15 protein-coding genes are annotated in these 18,404 nt (G+C 49.8%); all 15 read right to left on the bottom strand.

Annotated elements, in window-relative coordinates; genetic code table 11:
- Positions 1-27 precede the first annotated feature (27 nt).
- Positions 28-372 (bottom strand): hypothetical protein, encoded by a 345-nt coding sequence (locus DP091_RS29490; RefSeq protein ID WP_071219815.1) that lies wholly within the window; start codon positions 370-372, stop codon positions 28-30.
- Between the two features lie 252 nt (positions 373-624).
- On the bottom strand, positions 625-4,263 hold the full coding sequence (locus DP091_RS29485; protein ID WP_113061593.1) for an S-layer homology domain-containing protein: 3,639 nt from the start codon (positions 4,261-4,263) through the stop codon (positions 625-627).
- A gap of 217 nt (positions 4,264-4,480) precedes the next feature.
- Complete coding sequence (locus tag DP091_RS29480; RefSeq protein WP_071219817.1) at positions 4,481-5,605, bottom strand: glycosyltransferase family 4 protein; 1,125 nt, start codon at positions 5,603-5,605, stop codon at positions 4,481-4,483.
- Positions 5,606-5,718: 113 nt separating this feature from the next.
- On the bottom strand, positions 5,719-6,477 hold the full coding sequence (locus DP091_RS29475; protein ID WP_113061592.1) for a WecB/TagA/CpsF family glycosyltransferase: 759 nt from the start codon (positions 6,475-6,477) through the stop codon (positions 5,719-5,721).
- A 5-nt stretch (positions 6,478-6,482) separates the two neighbouring features.
- The gene (gene csaB / locus DP091_RS29470) at positions 6,483-7,727 is read right to left on the bottom strand and encodes a polysaccharide pyruvyl transferase CsaB (RefSeq protein WP_113061591.1); all 1,245 of its coding nucleotides are present in this window, start codon (positions 7,725-7,727) and stop codon (positions 6,483-6,485) included.
- A complete protein-coding gene (locus tag DP091_RS29465) occupies positions 7,703-9,721 on the bottom strand; it encodes a DUF5693 family protein (RefSeq protein ID WP_113061590.1) in 2,019 nt (672 codons plus the stop codon). Before DP091_RS29465 ends, csaB begins: the two co-directional genes overlap by 25 nt.
- A gap of 119 nt (positions 9,722-9,840) precedes the next feature.
- Entirely contained in the window at positions 9,841-11,559 is a 1,719-nt protein-coding gene (locus DP091_RS29460) for a phospho-sugar mutase (RefSeq protein WP_113061589.1), read from the bottom strand.
- 45 nt (positions 11,560-11,604) lie between these two features.
- Positions 11,605-12,036, bottom strand: a complete 432-nt coding sequence (gene fabZ / locus DP091_RS29455; protein WP_007133270.1) for a 3-hydroxyacyl-ACP dehydratase FabZ — start codon at positions 12,034-12,036, stop codon at positions 11,605-11,607.
- A gap of 502 nt (positions 12,037-12,538) precedes the next feature.
- Positions 12,539-12,739 carry a DNA-directed RNA polymerase subunit beta gene (locus tag DP091_RS29450; RefSeq protein ID WP_009594210.1) on the bottom strand — a complete coding sequence of 67 codons (201 nt, stop codon included), beginning with the start codon at positions 12,737-12,739 and terminating at the stop codon, positions 12,539-12,541.
- 9 nt (positions 12,740-12,748) lie between these two features.
- Entirely contained in the window at positions 12,749-13,573 is an 825-nt protein-coding gene (locus tag DP091_RS29445; protein ID WP_113061588.1) for a flagellar hook-basal body protein, read from the bottom strand.
- Between the two features lie 67 nt (positions 13,574-13,640).
- Positions 13,641-14,522, bottom strand: coding sequence for a flagellar hook-basal body protein (locus DP091_RS29440; RefSeq protein ID WP_113061587.1), 882 nt, complete (start codon positions 14,520-14,522; stop codon positions 13,641-13,643).
- Between the two features lie 175 nt (positions 14,523-14,697).
- Complete coding sequence (mreB, locus tag DP091_RS29435; protein WP_063479709.1) at positions 14,698-15,696, bottom strand: rod shape-determining protein; 999 nt, start codon at positions 15,694-15,696, stop codon at positions 14,698-14,700.
- 195 nt (positions 15,697-15,891) lie between these two features.
- Positions 15,892-16,176 carry a sporulation transcriptional regulator SpoIIID gene (gene spoIIID / locus DP091_RS29430; protein ID WP_009594246.1) on the bottom strand — a complete coding sequence of 95 codons (285 nt, stop codon included), beginning with the start codon at positions 16,174-16,176 and terminating at the stop codon, positions 15,892-15,894.
- 263 nt (positions 16,177-16,439) lie between these two features.
- Positions 16,440-17,180: a M23 family metallopeptidase gene (locus DP091_RS29425; protein ID WP_113061586.1), complete on the bottom strand. Its 741-nt coding sequence runs from the start codon at positions 17,178-17,180 to the stop codon at positions 16,440-16,442.
- 204 nt (positions 17,181-17,384) lie between these two features.
- The coding region (gene spoIID, locus DP091_RS29420; RefSeq protein ID WP_258394738.1) for a stage II sporulation protein D at positions 17,385-18,404 on the bottom strand (1,020 nt) is incomplete at its 5' end.

Genomic DNA, 18,404 nt, shown 5'->3' with positions numbered 1-18,404 from the left:
CGCCCTATGGGCGCCCTTTGTAGAATCCTAGCGAATCTTCATAGCAAGCTGGATAATGCGTGCTCGCATCTCCGGATTGCTGTGCAGTGTTTCGTACATCAGATCAATTTCCGCTTTATTCGTACGATATGTTTTGTCATGTTTTATTGTTGTATGAGACCACTGGATCAAGGCATTCTCTGCCGCTGTCATTTCGTTAAATGAATCATGAAAGCCTGTCTCAACAACGAGTCCCTCCATGACTTCCTGAGTTATCTCATCATGAGCGGCGCGAGCCAGCTCAATCTTCTTCTCCATCACTTTGGCTTTTTCCTCGAACTTGGTCTTCGCCTTCATGTAGTCGAGCTGCGCTTTTGATAATATCGGCTTCATAAATTCATCTTCACCCTCTAAAAATAGTATGTGCTTCCGCTATTGTAGCGTATTCTACATGAAATTACAAAACATTAGATATTGGTAAACGGTTTCTTGGACCATAATACCATCCTTAAGATCTTGTTAATTATGTTATATATAACCTTATCCATCATAATTTACACATGAGAAAACGAGAGCAATACCATTAGAAATTCAGGCATCTGCTCTCGTTCCTTTTGTCGTACTCTTTCTTCTTATCTATATAGCCTACAGCATTTTAAGTTTGCCCATCATGCGTTTCACGATCGTCGCCGTATCTGCACGATTCAGCACGGCATCCGGATTGAAGTTATACGTTGGTTTCTTCTCGCCTTCTTTCAAGCTATTCGCAACACCAGTGATGATACCGGCCTTACTTACAGCAAGAATGGCTGGGTAAGAATAATTCGATTTGATTTTGCCTACATCTTCGAACTGCTTCTGAAGCGCTGCTTTATCTTTTTCGATTTCGCCCATCTTCAGGTTCAGTGCGCGTGCAATCATGTTGGCCGCTTCTTCGCGAGTCAGTTCCATATTAGGAGCAAAGCTTCGAGGCGCTATGCCGCGAATGATCCCTTTTCTGGCCGCTGTCTCAATGTAACGGTAATCCCACTGCATGCTGTTGACTACACTTTCTTGATAGATGTCATCAAACGTCAGCTTGTTCTTATCGGTATCATAATCCAACGGAATATCGAGCAGCTTCACTATAATAGTAGCTAATTCACCGCGAGTCATTGGATCATACACGCCGAATGCATCCGTCTTGGATGCCTTCATATATCCTCTTGCCAGCATCAATTCAATATCGTTGCGGGCTGTCTTATGCGAAATCGCATCGGAGTAGCTATAACGCAAGGATTTAACTGCGTAATACCCAAATCCCTTAAATGGTGCCGTAACAGTTTTCTTCTTGGCGTCTACTTTCCCGCCGATGTTGATCCACGTTCCTTGGGAAGGGTTATACCACCAAATACCCAGGTTGCTGGAAGCCGAGTTCACCAGTGCGGAATCATATTTCAAGGTTATCGTACCTTTTTGGGACAATTCCATCCAGTTCTGCGGAATCAAGCGTTGATGAAATTCGTTTCCTTTTGCGTAAGGATGAGCTGCTGCCTTTACGTTAAAGTCCTCAATGTTGCTGCTGTATGCATTAAGCGAACCCGCATCCAGCCAGTAAAGAGGTGATGAATAGCCGTAATGGGCTGCCGGAGTGAAACGGAACGCATTGTTGTTATCCCCTGGAATGAGGGACAAACGTCCATCCATTTCTACACCGTTCTCGATTTCACCAATCCGATTGTAAGCCTTAACGGTCCGCCCATCGATCTGGTTGGCAATACCAAACAGGATGTCATGCTCACCAAGCAGATTGATCGTAGGCACTTCTGCATTCGGACTTGATTTAGCCTGTTGAAGCACCGTGCCTTTCGGCAAGGACAGGGACAAATCACCCTTAAATACTTTAACCTTACCTGACTTCGAAATATTCGTTTTAAACTGAGAGCCTTCGGTTGCATCATCCGTGTACGTTACAACGAATTGCCCGCTTGTCTTTTTGGTGCCTTGTTCGATCGTGAACTTGATGGTGTTTTTGCCATTTTTCAGGTTCTTAACTTCAAGACGGAAAATGTCGCTGATCTCGGATTTCACCATTGGCGTTTTGCCAATCAGAATGGAGTCAGCGCCTTCAGCCTTGATGCTTACCTCTACAAAGTTCTGTTTCAAAACACCTTCATTAGGAAGCCTAGGAGAAAGGACTTCGTAAGGCGCACGCTCACGCGTAATCTCAATGGTATCCGTTGTGGTAACCGACTGATAACGCGAACCGATGCTGATTGCCTGCAATCCTACCTCAGGAAGTGCCAGCTCTTTAAACACAACGCGGGCCGAGCTGGAGTTGGCTCCATTGACAATGGAATAGTACAGGCTGTGATCCGCTTGATTAATGGCATCCAATTGCGTCTTCAGTGCACCGCCAGAGAGCGTCCAAGTTCCTGTGTTGTCTTTGGTAAAGACTGCAAAGATGGATGGCGTAGGATGACTAAGGTTCACTGTAATCTCATCCGTGTATTCCACCTCAAAGCGAAGACCCAGAGCCCTTTCATATGTGTTATATGCGTTCTCGGCCGTTTCTCTGAACAATCCATCCGGATCGGATTCCGTGGCGGAACCAACCGGGAATGGAATCATGTTCTTGATAACCGAACGGGTATCGCTAAAATAGAGCAGAGTCAGCTTCGTCGAGATTTTCCCGCTCTTGTCAGCGACCACCAACGTATTCGGACCTGGAATCAGCTGCAGGAATGCAACATCAGAAAAGCTAAACTCGCCATTGCCGTTAACAGACAAATCACGAGTGTTACCATTCAAGGAAATCGTAAGTCCTGATGTTCCCGTGTAGTTCACAATCCGACCCGTTACTTGATTGAAATCTGTACTATTCTTAAACACCTGATTGTTATACAAATGATAAATATCAATATAAGTGGAGGACAGGAACGTTACCGGGATCACCTTCGTGTCGGAGACGCCCGATGCATTGCTGACCTTGATGATCAGATTTTGTTGTCCTGAAGGCAAATTCGTGATTTTGAAAACCGTGTTACCATTATAGGTAAGTTTCTGGGCAATCGTGCCGCCGCCCTTGCTCGATTCAATCTCAACATCACCTGCGTTCACTTGTTCCACCATTAAGTAGATCGGCAATTCGTTCAGGACCGTATCGTTACCGCTTGGAAAAATGGACTGGGAGGTAGCTGATACCGTTCCGCCGCTCTCTGTTACACCGTATAGTTGATACACCTGCTTGATTGTAGGTGCATTGACATCACGATAAGTAAACGGATTCTTCACATCGAAACCAGTGGTAGTGTCCTTTGTATAAACAAAATACTCGCCGCTCTGTGTGATGCTAACTGAGCCAGTGGTTGTAAAAGGATACATCAAGCTGTTACCCAGGATGCTTGCTGCGCCTACGGTTGCCTGTGAGCTCATGATTGGCACCGTGGATCCTGTCGGAAATACAGATACTTCAAGAGTTGGCGGCACCGCTGGCGTACCAGCCGGAGGAGCATCCATGATAACATAACCGGAGACGACGCCGTTCACATTACCAGTTACAACGGTCTGCCCATCGATCTTGGTGTTACCGATCTGCAGTTGATTGACCGTCAAGGAGCCTGTCGGATGATATACGACTTGTCTATTAATGGTCTGGGTTTTCGATTCCGAGTTAACGACGATCACCAGATCGTTGACACCCTTTTGCAACTGGATCCCTGCGGAGTAAAACGTATCGCCACCGCCCGGATACATGGCCATGCCGTTAACCGTCACGCCTTTGGAGCCATTGGTCGCTTTTACCGAGATACTAACCGTCTGCGTGGTAACGACAACCGGCTTGGAAGCATTCTCTTCCAGCACACGTCCATCACTGAGCGCTACTTCATAAACAGCCGGTACATCGGAGAACTTGACATAAGCTGTGGCACTCATCTGCTGACCTTGCGTGCTCATACCCGACACGATGATTTTGTTCACGCCCTGATTCAATTGGACATTCAGGAACTGGAATGTGTTTGCTGCTTCGTCCAGAATGGGCTTGACACCTGTTCCGCCCGTGGTTGTGTCATCGAAGCGTTTAATCTCATATGAGATGGTATTCGGGTTAATGCCATTGTAGGTACCCGAAACCGTAATGGAATTCCGGTTCTCCGGTGTGGGGGAATTCGGATCCGTACTTAGATTGGAAAAGTGAAAATACAAGGCTCCATTTGCAGCAGAAGCCGGTAATGCCGGAATTAGGGAAAAGAACATAGCAATGGCCAATAACAGGCTTGCTATTGTACGGAAATTTTTCTTCAACGGTTGTGCCTCCTTGATCATTCGGACGTTGGCGTCCGTTTTGGGTGTTACATCGTTCACTGGGTCCCCTCGCTTTCACTGACAGATTGATTCTAGCGCATAGTTCATATATCGGAACCGAGTGTCCTATTATTTAGAAAAAATCACAAAAAAGCCTCACCCTTTTTGGGTGAGGCTGGCATGTCCGATCCGGACACATCATGAAAAAGAATAAGTTCTACTTCGTGCGGCTTTCGGGATTTGCCTTCATTCGCATACGATTGATGAGACCCAGAATCGGCCGCTTGGTCTTGCCGACCAGTCCGATAATTTCCGCTCCGATCTGCATGAAACACATCATGACGCAGATCACGACGAAGGTGACCCAGTTGGCTTCATACATGGCAGCCGAAGATTGAATGACAGCCAGTACGCCGAAAAACGCGGCAATCACATAAATGATCAACACCGTCTGACGGTGACTGAATCCAAGCTCGCGCAGACAGTGATGCAGATGTCCCTTGTCCGGTGCGAAGATCGGTTTCTTCTGTATTTTACGACGGATGATAGCGAAAAATGTATCAGACAACGGAACACCGATAATAATCAGCGGCGTAATGAAGGATACAATCGCAATCTGCTTAAATCCAAGCAAGGACAGCATGGCCAAACAGAATCCAAGGAATAACGAGCCCGTATCCCCCATGAAAATCTTGGCCGGATGGAAGTTGAAGAACAGGAACCCGATAATGCTGCCGAGCAGCAGCAGACAGAGCAAGGCAACGGTGGTGTTGCCCATCAAGACGGCCATGACCAGAATCGTGCCGATTGCAATGCCCGAAACACCGGCTGCAAGTCCATCCAGTCCGTCAATGAGATTAATCGCGTTGGTTACGCCGACAATCCAGAAGATCGTCAGCGGAATCGATACCCAGCTCTCCAGCATGGAGTACCGGTCCTGAAACGGTATATTTACAAAGTCCACGGTAATATTAAATCCGAATACAACTACGCAAGCAGCTGCAATTTGAGCCAGAAACTTCACTTTGGCCGAAAGTTCAAATCGATCATCCAAGGCTCCGATCAATACGATCATGGAACCGCCGATCAGAAATGCCTTCATAAAGTTGGCATCGCGAGGCGACAGGCTATCCGGAAGAAAAGGAAGAACTGCAATCAGTCCAAGTATAAAAGCCAGATAGATGCCGAGTCCCCCGAGTCGGGGCATGATCCGGGTATGAACCTTGCGGGCATTAGGAACGTCAACGGCACCAATCTTAACCGCAAACTTCTTCACAAGCGGCGTTAAGAGCAGGGCGAGCGTCAGCGATACGATAAACCCGATGATGTATATCATTAACATGTAATCATTCGACCCCCAATATTATCTACCGGTTGAATTATACTCCCTTCGGGTCCAAAAACCAATACCAATTTCCGGTGAAATCCCGGATTTCCCCCACAGAAATGAGCCATTTAGCTCGATTTCGTTACGTTTTCTTTCTCGCGCAGCACTTTCACTACGAATTTCGGCAGCGCAAGCATTCTTTTGTAACGGGTGGGCTCCTTCAGAAGGCGGTAAAACCATTCGAGACGCAGCTTTTGGAATACTTTCGGCGCCCGCTTCAGTTTGCCGGAGATAATATCGAAAGATCCCCCGACTCCCATAACAACCGGAACTTGAAGCGCTTGTTTATGCTGGGCAATCCAAGGCTCTTGGTTGTCCGCACCACGGGCGACAAACAAAATATCCGGTGAAGCTGCCCGAATCTGCTCAATGACGGCAGCATCTTCGTCAGGTCCAAAAAAACCGTCCCGGTAGCCGCATATAATCGCAGCCGGATATTGCATTTGTAACCTTTCGGCAGCTTCCTGAATCACCTCGGCAGTGGTTCCCAGCAGAAAGAACTTCCATCTGTAGGTTTCCCCGACCTTCAACAATTCATGTAACAGTTCAAAGCCGGTGACGCGCCCCTCCAGCGGTTCGCCGCCCACACTGGCAGCCCAGACGATCCCCGTCCCATCCGGAACGATGATCTCAGCACTTTGCATCATCTGTTTATATTCCGGTTGGTTGACGGCCGTCATCACCATGATCGGATTCGCCGTTATAACATGGTGGGGCTGCCTTGACTGAACAGCCTCTGTCAGGAATTTCACCGTATCTTGCATACTAAGCTTGGAAAAGGGAATCTCGAACACCGATACGGTAGGAAATGGATAGGTCTGTTTCATGTTTATCATCCTCTATGGCGTAAATATTGGGCAATGTGGCGTGCAGGCAGCGCAGCCTCTTGTTTCAATACGGTAATCTGCTCGCCGTGCTCCGCTTTCCATGCCGCTGCATCGTCTAACAGCTTCAGCATCTGATCCTTTAACGCATCTGCGTCAAGTGATTCACTGCTTCCCGCAGGTTCGCTGCCCAGCCGCTTCAAAAAGTGATTGATTTTCGGATCATAGGAAATTCCGAGCAACGGCACACGCTGATTAGCGGCATAGATCAGGCTATGCAGACGCATGCCCAATACCATATCACAACGGCTGACCTCACGCAGCATGTCCTGCGGCTGCTTCTCATCACGATAGAAACTGATAATCGAACCATTCTTGGAAATATCGCCAATACCGCTAGCAATAAACTGCGAAGCCTCAAGATCATCCGGCTGATGAAAAGGGAGAAAGCGAAGATGTACCGGACGCTGTGCGGCTAATGCCTTTAAACCTTCCGCAACAGCCTTCAGCTCTTTGCGTTCCGGATGCCAATATCGAACCGAAATACCGATAACCGGCAGAGATCTTCCCCCTTCCGTTTCGCAATTTGATAATGGGGATTGCACTAAAGGTTCATCGAATGATTCAAGATGTTCTTCAATAGAAGAAACTGATGCGACATCGTTCTCTTCTAAACCCGATCCCGGGTTGAAATCACGCTGAACATCCTCGCCCTCCGGCAGCGGCAAGCCCATCACCGGATCGGGTACGACGTGTATGGATTCCCCCGGTATTCCCATCGACTGAAGCAGTTCACCTGACTGAATGTCACGCACCGAGATGTAGGTGCATTTTCGGAAGATCGAGCGAATCATCGGATAAAACAGCTTACGGTTGACCGGACCGACGCCCTGCGCATAAATAAACGTCGGTTTACCAAGCCACTGCGCGATCTTGAGGACGCCCAGGTAATACGGGATTGTCTTCGGACTGGTGGCATCCTGCAGCAAGCTTCCTCCACCGCTGATCAAACCGTCGCTGTCCTTGATTGCCTGTCGAACTTCTCCCAGCTTCATCCGGTGTACGGACTTTACCCCATAGGCAGCCGAAGTCCAATCCGGGTCAATGGAAAGTACAACGGGATTGATCACAATCCCCGTTGCCTTACCCTCCTGTTCCAGAGCGGTCAAGATGGATTTGAGGACCGCTTCGTCACCGCTATTTTTGAATCCGTAGTATCCGGAGATGACTATTGTCTTAGAAGTGGAGACCATCGTTTCCAGATCCTTTCTGCCACTTGCCATACCCATATCGCGATCAATCCGATAATCAAGCCGAGTCCAAGACCCAGTACAACGCGAATGGCCGAAATATAGAGCGGCGTGTGAATATGCGTGAATGTTCCGACCATCGACAGCTGCCCCATTACACCGATAATGAGCAGATAAACGGCGTGACGGTATTTAAATGAAAGGAACACGCCGAGTACCATCATTGGATGGGCAAGCAAGAACTCCTTATTACGCGGACGTACGCCAAACGTGTTTTCCAGGAATGTACGGAATGCCATTTCGATCGAGGACACAGAGCCTGCATTACCTGTACGAGTGAGATAGTACCAACCGACAATAGCCACAATACCGGCTGCGATGACCCATGTCAGGGAGATCGGTGCTTTAAGCAATTTCAGGATTGAGCTATAAGTGGATCCACCCCGGTACAGAACCACATAGATTGCAATGAGTCCTATCGGCGCTGCAGCCAGCAAGCTCACGCCGCGGAACTGATCCAGAACGAGCATATAGGTCACATTATTCAATAACGCAACAACGATCGGTACGGCTGCAAGCGACAAGATCGTAGTCTTTATCAATAGTACGATCGAATGGGTCACTCTTCTGCCAGGACTCATGTCCGGTATGCTCTGCTGCGTTTCATTGACTTTGCGAATCGCCAGAATGACGGCAACCGTTGGAGCACTGATCGCCGCAAATAAAGCCAAGGCCTGTTCAAGCAAGGTCGGCTTCAGAACATACAATCCCGCACTGCCCAAAAGCCCGATCAGGAATGCGGCAATCGTAAGGAACGGAATGTAATAGGAAATCATGAGCGTGATCAGAGCTAGGGCTCCCACGACAGCCCCAAGCTTGAAGTAACGCTGCAAGGAAGAGTCGGTTACCTTAAACGGCTCTGCAGGACCCATGGTGAAGCCATTGTCTTCGATCTGCTTAATGGCCTGACCCGTGCCTGTCAAACTGTCAATCAAATTATCCAGCGGGTGAGTAACGGATGCTTTGGTCATATCCCGGCTCGGCTCCGCGTTTAAATAGAACATTCGAATGTTACGGTCTTTGGAAGCCAGAGCAAAACGGTCTCCAATAACCTCAGGCTCCAGATTAGCATCCCGCTCGCTTAAGGAATAAATACGGGTTACATTGTAATCTGTTAAATAAGCAAGCTTCGTAAATCCTTTTTGCGGACGCTTGATATTCTCAATCGCCACGAGGCCGATGCCGTGTTGGTTCAAAAGCTCGCCAAAGGAATCCAAGCTTTTCATGTCTGCATCATCATTGAAGCCTCTTGCGGAATCACCTTCAAACAAAATTCGTTTTACGCCGTTGTCCGCGAAGTATGCCATCAGCTTCTCCATATAGGCCTGGTCGTACGGAAGACTGTCCGACAGACGCGGCACAATGTTAAAGCCCTTCTCTCGGAGCATACCAATGGTAATCGGGTCTGGAGACAGCGGTTTAATCACTGCATTGGAACGCGGAGTTTCCAGCACCAACCCATCCACTCCACGATCGAACTGCCAGGATCTTACCGGAATACCTAATCTCGTGTAGGTTTCTTCGATAATGGGTTTAATTAAAGTCGCGCTTTCCTCGTTCAGGAATGAAACATACGTAAAATTCTCGTTCGGGGAGACCGTCGTACCTGTCAGATCAGCGACCTGCTGCCCGTCGTATACCGATATTCGCCGCGATTTCACCAGCTCGTCCAGCGTGCTTTCATAAAGCGCCATACTGATTACGCCAGCCTCTTTCAGGCGATCCAGCTGCTCAGATAAAAAATCCTGCGGCTTGGATTGATACGCCGCGACATCCAACAAATCCCGATAATCAAACACCAGCTCTACATTCTTTGATGTTGATTCTGTTTGCAGTCGGTCATAACCTACCGGCAGGGCCGCTGCAACGCCAAGAACAACCAGAATCCACAGCCACTTGCGGGCTGCTGTGTTCCAGCGCTTCCAATTCTGAACCACGAAAGTACCTCCTCATCGAACCTATGGAAGTTTACCATGGAGGGCAACAGCTCTGTGGAGCCTTGCAGCAACCATCGTAAACTCCCTTCGTTCTCTTCTCTCATCCAATGTATCTATGTTTAAGCGTCTACCCGGGCCATGACTTGCTCCGAGAGCGATTGAATTTTGCGATTCGCATCGGCGAGGGATTCGCCGCGCACAGCAAAATAAACTTTGATCTTCGGTTCGGTACCGGAAGGTCTCAGGCAGAACCAAGATCCGTCTTCAAGCAGATACTTTAATACATTTTCCTTCGGCAGCCCGTCCAGGCCTTCAGCATAATCAAGCACCTGCTTAACCGGCACGCCTCCGACTTCTCCGGGGGGATTATCGCGCCAATCGGACATTTTCGCTTGAATCTGGGCGACTCCATCCTTACCCTTGAGCGTCCGGGATTCCAGTGTCTCGAGGAAATAACCGAACTGCTCATACAGCTCCTGCAGCACATCGTACAGCGTCTTGCCTTGTCCTTTATAATAAGCGGCTGCTTCGCATATGAGCATCGAAGCCAATACGGCATCCTTGTCGCGGGCATAATTGCCAGCCAAATAGCCGTAACTCTCCTCATAACCAAACAGATACGTATGGCTGCCGGACTCCTCGAACTGGGTCATTTTCTCACCAATGTATTTGAAGCCAGTCAATGTATTCAAGACGGTGGCACCATAATGCTCGGCAATCGCCGCCCCCATCTCACTCGTTACGATCGTCTTGATAACCGCACCATTATTAGGCAGCTTACCCGCTTCCTTCAATTGACCCAGTAAATAGTGGATCATAATCGCGCCGGATTGATTGCCTGTCAGGACGACGTATTCGCCCTGGCTATTCTTCACGACAGCTCCCATACGATCCGCATCGGGATCCGTCCCGATCAAAATGTCAGCTCCCACTTTCTCGCCAAGCTTCATCGCGAGTGTAAAAGCTTCCCGCTCCTCCGGATTTGGAGATTTGACAGTGGAGAAGTTTCCATCCGGCTTGGCTTGCTCCGGAACGACATGAATATGCTTAAAGCCGATGCTCTTAAGCACGCGCTCTACGGGTGCTTGCCCTGTGCCATGTAACGGCGTGAATACAATATGGATATCCTCGCCCAGCTTGGATTCGATAAGATCCCGGTTCACGCTGACACTCGCCACCGTATCCGCAAAAGCCTGGTCCTCCGCTTCGCCCAGCCAAACCAGCAGGCCTTGAGCCTCTGCATCCGCTTGAGACAGCCTCTTGACCGCGGAGAAGGAATCCACCTCCTGTATCCGGGCAATCACGTTCTCTGCTTCGTCCGGTACCAGCTGGCCGCCTTCACGGTTGTACACCTTATAACCGTTGTATTCCGGCGGATTATGGCTTGCCGTGATAACGATTCCTCCGGTAGCACCCAAGTGACGCACGCTGAATGACAATTGCGGCGTTGATCGCAAGGAAGGATACAGTTTCGCTACAATCCCGTTTCCGGCCAAAACCAAAGCAGCCTCTAACGCAAATTCCGGCGAGAAATGCCGGGAATCATGGGCAATGACAACGGAAGGCTTGCCCTCCGCGGTGCCGTGAGCCTCCAGAATATATTGTGCAAAGCCTTGGGTTGCGCGGCCTACCGTATATTTATTAATCCGGTTGCTGCCTGCACCGATAACACCGCGCAGACCGCCCGTGCCAAATTCCAGATCACGATAAAACCGTTCCTCCAGCTCTTTGGTGTCGTGCTCGAGTGAACGCAGTTCCTGTTTCGTCTCCTCATCTACATAAGGGTCATTCAACCAACGTTGTACCGTATCGATTGTTCTCTGACTCATCTCTGACATGAAAAAAAGTCTCCCTTCCTCATCCAAACAAGAATAGTCTGAAAATTATTCCTTATCCGCGAGAGCAAACATAATTTCTCCCTCGGCAACTACACGTCCATCCACTGTAGCGGTTGCTTTCCCTTTGCCGATCATGCCCTTCAAACGAATGATCTCGACTTCCAGCCGCAGCGTATCACCCGGTACCACTTGCCCACGGAAACGGAAACCGTCAATGCCCGCCAAAAAGCCAAGCTTTCCCCGGTTGCTCTCTACATTAAGAATCGCGACAGCACCGACCTGCGCCAAGGCTTCTACGATCAGGACTCCCGGCATAACAGCATATTCAGGGAAATGTCCGACAAAGAAAGGCTCATTGATCGTCACGTTCTTGATGCCGACCGCTCGTTTGCCGTCCTCAATCTCCACAATTTTATCGACCAGCAAAAACGGGGGGCGATGGGGAATAATTTCTTGAATCTGTTTGATGTTCAACATAGTATTAAAATCCTCCTTATGTACGTACCCGCCAAGCACAGCGTTTGAAAAGGGTTGTTCGTTCCATTTGCTGCCGCTGTGCCGCTTTCTCAAGCCGCGGGAGGTATTATTACGGCTGTATCATGCTTTCTCTTGAGGTTTTCTTAACGAATTTCAGATCATGTGCATAAAAAGAAGGATCTGCGGAAAAAATGATGGATATCCTTCACCGCTGCAGAAGTGAAGGTTTTAGATAAGGGGCTTTCTCCCATCGGACACTTGTGTACGAGGAGAGGGCCCTTTTACAAGTTTTTGGGGGTCCCCGCAAAGTATTTGGAATAAGCATCGCAGCAAAGGCTCCACTTTGTGGGGTTATTTTATATACATCCGTCCATTGTCATGAAATGACAAAGTTAATACGCAAGTCCCATCCCATTATACCGTTTAACCCCAAAAAAAGAAAACTCCCTTACAGGGAGTTTGGCATCTTATCTCAAGACATTGTGTTCACCTTGACCTCTCGTCACGGTGCGAAAATCAAATCAAAAACATGCTTCCATGTGCCCCATTCAAACACTTCACTGAGCTCCTGATCGCCGAGCACAACATATCCGAAGACCATGCCTCCGAATAATGCCAATACGAGCAATACAGGAATCATGATGCGGACAGCGATTTTCCATCCGGATGTCTTGGATCGTTTTTTGGCGTTTGATTCACTCATGATGCCCACCTACCCTCGCATTGTGTTGGCAAGGTTCATCATGGTATCGCTTGAACTAAGCGCACGCGCCGTCAGCTGGTAGGCCCGCTGAACTTCCATCATTTTGGTCATTTCATCGGTCAAATTGACATTCGATTGTTCAATAAAACCGGAAAGCACCTTCGATTTCAGAGGCTCGCCCGGAGCCGGCGGTGTTAAATCGAACACATCGCCTTCCGTCAAGCCGTTTCCTACGACGAACAGGTTATCGCCGACAGCAACCAAGCCCTCCGGACGCTCAAGCTCAACCAGCTTCAAGGTTGCATAAGGAGCCGTTCGACCCGTTGGGGTCTCCACGATAATCTGCCCTTTCTGGTTAATGGCAACTTTCCCCTTGGCCGGAAGCGAGATAGGATTATTGTTCACGTCAAGCACTGGATAGCCTTGTGAATTGACCAGCAGCAGGTTGTTTGGGTTCCGGGCATCCGGAGATACATGAAATCCGCCTTCGCGGGTATATCCAATTGCGCCGTCTCCCTGAACGGCGAACATAGCTTGTCCATCAATCATCAGATCGAGCGGATTACCGGTTTCCTTCATGGCCCCCTGCTCCATGTTCTGGAGAACGGAAGATAGTCTCATGCCATACCCGAGTGTATAGCCAAGCGGTGTCGCACGGCCCGTCCGGTCGAAATCCTTGTGATGCCGCTGAACCTGCGTCAGCACATCTTCAAAGGATCCCTCCTTTTTCTTATAACCAGCCGTATTGACGTTTGCTATATTGTCCGCAATGACATCCAATCGCTGCTGGAGGGCATTCATCGACACCATGGCACTAATCATCGAGTTGTTCATCACTTACCTCCCGTGGGCTCACATTTTCCTACAGCAGTTGTGCTGCCTGACTACTTACAAACTCAGCTTAGACTCGGCCGATCTCATTGACCGCCTTCTCCAGCGTTCTGTCGTAATACTGAACGATTTTTTGGTTCGTTTCATACGCGCGCAGCGCAGCCGTCAATTCAACCATCGATTGCGTCGGATCCACGTTGGACCCCTCGATGAATCCCTGGCGGATAACTCCGTTATCACCGGGTGCCATAAAACGCACTTCCCCGTCCGGATCGGCCATTCGGAACACGCCATCACCTTCACGAATCAGTCCATGAGGCTCGCTCACGAGGCTTACTCCGAGAATGATGCCTGTCCCATTGCCATCTGCGTCCATGATTTCACCTTGCTCATTCACTGTAAAGTTACTCGCCGAGCCTGTCAATACAATCGGTCTGTTATTGTTATCCAGAACTTGATAGCCGCTCTGGCTCAAGAGGCTGCCATCCGGGCTGACCCGGAAGCTGCCGTTACGGGTATAACGGATATCCCCATTCTCATTCTGAACCGTAAAAAAGCCCTCCGGCCGGTAGATCACCTCGCCGTTCTCATCCACATATCTGCCGGAAGCATCAAACGGATAAGGTTGGCCCGTTGCCGGATTCTGTACTGTAAAAGAGGATACCAACGCAAAGTCTGTTGACTTGCCCGTTTCACGCAGCGCGCCTTCAGTATAAAGCGATATGCTCTCCTCAGCGTAAACACCCGTGTTGAACTTACCCAGCTTCCGTCCCGCATTCGTCGAATCATTGCCGCCGATCATGGAGACAAGAACCTCAGGGAACGAACGCTGTACGCTATTGGTTGCCTTGTAGCCTGTCGTGTTGACGTTAGCGATGTTCTGCGTCACCGTATTATGTCGCTGCTCCTGAGTCATCATCCCTGAAGCGGCTGTATATAGACCTCTTAACAATGAAGGCACTTCCCTTCCAAAATAGATGCGTGAATGGCCGCTGCGCTGACGGATTGTATCTCCAATCGCTGCTGTTCAGCATGGCCATATGTATAAATTGCAGTCCTATGTAGCTGCATCGTATGGATACAGATTGATAATCCAATATCACGTTTCTATTATCTATATCGGAAGGTTAGAACTTTTTCTTTACGACCTTGTCCAAATTATCCAGCATAATTCCCGTTCCCTTAACCACACAATGCATCGGATCCTCCGCAACAAGCACAGGCACCCGCAGCTCGTCCGTTAACAGCTCGTCCAAACCATGAAGCAGTGCACCGCCGCCGGTCAGTATGACGCCGCGATCGATAATGTCCGCGGACAGCTCCGGCGGGGTCCGCTCCAAAACGGATTTGGCTGCGAGTACGATCGATGACACCGGATCCCACAGAGCTTCCTGCACCTCTGCCGAAGACACCGTTACGGTAAACGGCAGCCCCGATACCATATCGCGTCCGCGAATATCCATCTCAGCTTGTCTACCGCCTGGACGAACCGTTCCAATTGCTACCTTCAAATCTTCTGCCGTCCGTTCTCCGATCAGCAATTTATATTTATGCTTCACATACTTCGTGATCGCCTCGTCGAACTTGTCCCCCGCCATTTTAATCGAAGAAGCGGTGACGACATCGCCCATGGACAGGACGGCCACATCTGTGGTGCCGCCCCCGATGTCCACAACCATGTTACCGCTCGGCTGGAAAATATCCATCCCTGCGCCAATTGCCGCTGCCTTCGGTTCTTCTTCAAGGAACACATCCCTTGCGCCGCTGCGCTCAGCCGCTTCCCGGATCGCCTTCTGCTCTACCGACGTGATGTTCGTCGGTGCACAGATAAGGATTCGGGGCCGGCTGTGCCAACTGCGCGCGCCCACGCGATCAATAAAGTACTTCAGCATGGCTTCCGTTATTTCGAAGTCGGCGATGACCCCGTCCCTCAGCGGGCGGATCGCCGTAATGTTGCCGGGAGTGCGCCCGACCATGCGCCGTGCTTCCTCACCGACGGCAAGGACTCGTTTGGTGTCGGTCTCAATAGTGACAACGGAAGGTTCGTCTAACACTACCCCCTTCCCCTTTACGTGAATGAGCACGTTCGCCGTTCCGAGATCGATTCCAATATCCTTGCTCAACATCATGAAAAGCCCCCAAAGTGTTATTTTATGGTAAAAGAGTCTGTTCGCTGTACCGAACCATCCTTCGACATAATCTAGCAATCGATGATGATCTTCGGCAAAACAGGTCCCATATTTCGATCCTATACCAGCTTTTAACATATCATACTTTAGGGGAGGGATTCAACGTCAATCTAGTGACCTAAGCCCTAAAAATCAGGATTTCGCCGTGGCCACCGGTTCGCGGTTGCTGCCGGTTTTTTTGTACTTGATCTTGGTAGCTTCTCCGCCTCTCAGATGGCGGATGGATTTGTGGTATTCGAGAATGTGCTTCACCTGATCCGCCAGGTCCGGGTTGATCTCCGGCAGACGTTCGGTTAAGTCCTTATGCACCGTGCTCTTCGACACGCCAAATTCTTTGGCTATAGTTCGAACCGTATGCCTCGTTTCCACGATACAGCGTCCGATCTTAATGGTCCGCTCTTTGATGTAATCGTGCACGCTCCCGCCTCCCTACTGTGTGGATAGTTTGGTACATTATATGAGGGGCATGACGGGATATTCTCGGTTTCAAGGGGTGACAAGCTTACTTGGACCCATTTATTTTCTGGACATGCCCGTGACGGACAAGTCTAAAATGTCCAAAAAACAAGGCCCGGCAAGGGTTGGACTTGCCGTCCGAAACCGCAACAAAAAAAAGACAGGATCACAAGATCCTGCCCTCTTCAAGTGCGCGGTGGGCGCATGGCTACAAAGAAATGAAATTATTTTTGCGGAAGCACGCTCACAGGGTTGACCAGTTTCCCGCCCTCGTACACTTCGAAGTGTACATGGTTACCGAGATCCTTCTCAAGCTCACTGCGCCCGGCAGTCGCGATGGAATCGCCCTGCTTCACTTCAGCGCCTTCCTTCACTTTCACTTCGTTCAAGCTTTGGTACACGGTTTTCGTGTCACCTGACGTAATTTCCACAACGTTGCCGTTAACCGGATGATTCTCGACCCGGGTTACTTTACCTGTCAGTGCGGCACGAACTTCAAACATCGTGTCATCCGCAGCAGCCAAGTCGATTCCCATATTCGGCGTAAAGGTGTCATTATACTGCACCATCGCCTCTTGATGCGAATCCGGGTTCGTCTCGTCAAAGTAAGGCTTGACGATGCTTACCGCCACGTCGTCGGCTACCGGCCAGATCATCGATTGGGCGTTAGCCGTTACTTCTACAGCTTCTCCGTCATTGCCTTCGGTTGCAGCAGGCTTCTCCGAGCCTTGAACCGAATCCGATACGGTTGTTGCTTCCTCTTGTGGGTTCAGCGTCTTTTGGCTGGCGTCCTGGTAGACCCACACGAGGGTTAGTATAATTGCCGCTGCTGCTAAGTATGCTGCCGGGAACACCCACCGTTTGGATAATGCTTTCTTCCACGAAGATGACGGTACCGCCGAATCTCCTTGCACAGTTTTAGGAGTTTCTTCGTGGGGTTTACTATTTTTGTTCTGTTCATTCATTTGCAATCACCTCAGTAACCATTGTTACCGGGGTCAACTCTTTTATACGTTATCTAACTATTATTTTTTTGAGAGGTTGTTCAAAAAGTCGTCTTTTGATCACGAAGTGAATCAAGAAGTAGTTCGGCATCGAATCTTGAATTCAGCCGGGCCTTCCAGTGCTCACGTACCCAAAAAGTACGCTCCGCTCCTCAGGCCCTAGCTTCATTCAACCTTCTCGGTGCTGAAAATCCGACCTTTTGAATTTCCACTTAAAAAGAGAAGATTTGAAGTTTTGTCAAAAGAAATATTCGTATAGTAATGCTCCAGAATCTCTTTCGCTTCATACCCTTCGCGGGCCATGCCCTCTGCTCCGTATTGACTCATGCCCACGCCGTGACCGTTGCCGTAGGTCGTTATCTCAATCTCGCCGTCTTTCATATGAAGGGTGAACTGGCTCGAACGAAGCCCCAGCCTCTCTCTCACCTCGCGACCGGTGAACTTCTTGCCGCCAACCCGTACGCTCTCAATTCGATGACCTTGCGTATACGAGAGTACTTTTAAAAAAGAAGCGCCCCCATCCCCTCCTGCCGATACCGGTACGGCTCCATCCGCAAGACCAAGCTTTCCTATGAATTCCGAGCGGGGCATCGTGATCGTTGTTTTGTACTTCGGTGAAATCTGTTTATCCCAAGGACTCTCCACACTGCGCAGGTAGGGAATCTCGTTCTTCCAGTAATCCTCTGAATTTTCGGTATAACCGTTACTGGTGGAGAAAAAAGAAGCGGTAATCGGCTGACCCTCATATGTCATCACCACTCCTGCCGTTTCCTTTACCGCTCGCTGGAGCTTCGCCAGCTCGGCTTCCTTCCCGAGCCGCTGCCATTCCTTCGTCAGTTCGTCTTGGGCGATGTAAGCCTGGTGGCTGACCGTGTCGGTCACCACGGCCTTGCCGTCCGGCACGCCGCTGCGGTCGCCGGACGCCAGCCGCTGCACGATATAGGTCCGTGCCGCGATGGCCTGGGCCTTGAGTGCCTCCAGCTGGAACTCGGCCGGCATCTCGGCGGCCAAGACGCCGACGAGATATTGTTCCAGCGGCAGTTCCTCCACGGTATCCGTCTTGGTTACGTAGACGGATACCGTGGGCTCTTCCGCCGCCTGCGGCTCGGCGGAAGGCAGCGGGGCAGGCCCCGGCGGAAGCGGCTCTGGTGCGTTGTTGCCGGGGGCAACCACCAGCAGGGGCAG

It is taken from the genome of Paenibacillus sp. MDMC362, assembly GCF_003269305.1.
GTDB lineage: Bacteria > Bacillota > Bacilli > Paenibacillales > Paenibacillaceae > Paenibacillus_AQ.
The sequence above is the reverse complement of the archived record's forward strand: the minus strand, read 5'-3'. Positions and strand labels throughout refer to the sequence as shown.

What these genes read in the sequence shown, in the direction of transcription:
- DP091_RS29490 (WP_071219815.1), bottom strand. Translation starts at nt 372, where the DNA reads ATGAAGCCGATATTATCAAAAGCGCAGCTCGACTACATGAAGGCGAAG.
- DP091_RS29480 (WP_071219817.1), bottom strand. Translation starts at nt 5,605, where the DNA reads ATGTTAATGATATACATCATCGGGTTTATCGTATCGCTGACGCTCGCC.
- DP091_RS29475 (WP_113061592.1), bottom strand. Translation starts at nt 6,477, where the DNA reads ATGAAACAGACCTATCCATTTCCTACCGTATCGGTGTTCGAGATTCCC.
- csaB (WP_113061591.1), bottom strand. Translation starts at nt 7,727, where the DNA reads ATGGTCTCCACTTCTAAGACAATAGTCATCTCCGGATACTACGGATTC.
- DP091_RS29460 (WP_113061589.1), bottom strand. Translation starts at nt 11,559, where the DNA reads ATGTCAGAGATGAGTCAGAGAACAATCGATACGGTACAACGTTGGTTG.
- fabZ (WP_007133270.1), bottom strand. Translation starts at nt 12,036, where the DNA reads ATGTTGAACATCAAACAGATTCAAGAAATTATTCCCCATCGCCCCCCG.
- DP091_RS29450 (WP_009594210.1), bottom strand. Translation starts at nt 12,739, where the DNA reads ATGAGTGAATCAAACGCCAAAAAACGATCCAAGACATCCGGATGGAAA.
- DP091_RS29445 (WP_113061588.1), bottom strand. Translation starts at nt 13,573, where the DNA reads ATGAACAACTCGATGATTAGTGCCATGGTGTCGATGAATGCCCTCCAG.
- mreB (WP_063479709.1), bottom strand. Translation starts at nt 15,696, where the DNA reads ATGTTGAGCAAGGATATTGGAATCGATCTCGGAACGGCGAACGTGCTC.
- DP091_RS29425 (WP_113061586.1), bottom strand. Translation starts at nt 17,180, where the DNA reads ATGAATGAACAGAACAAAAATAGTAAACCCCACGAAGAAACTCCTAAA.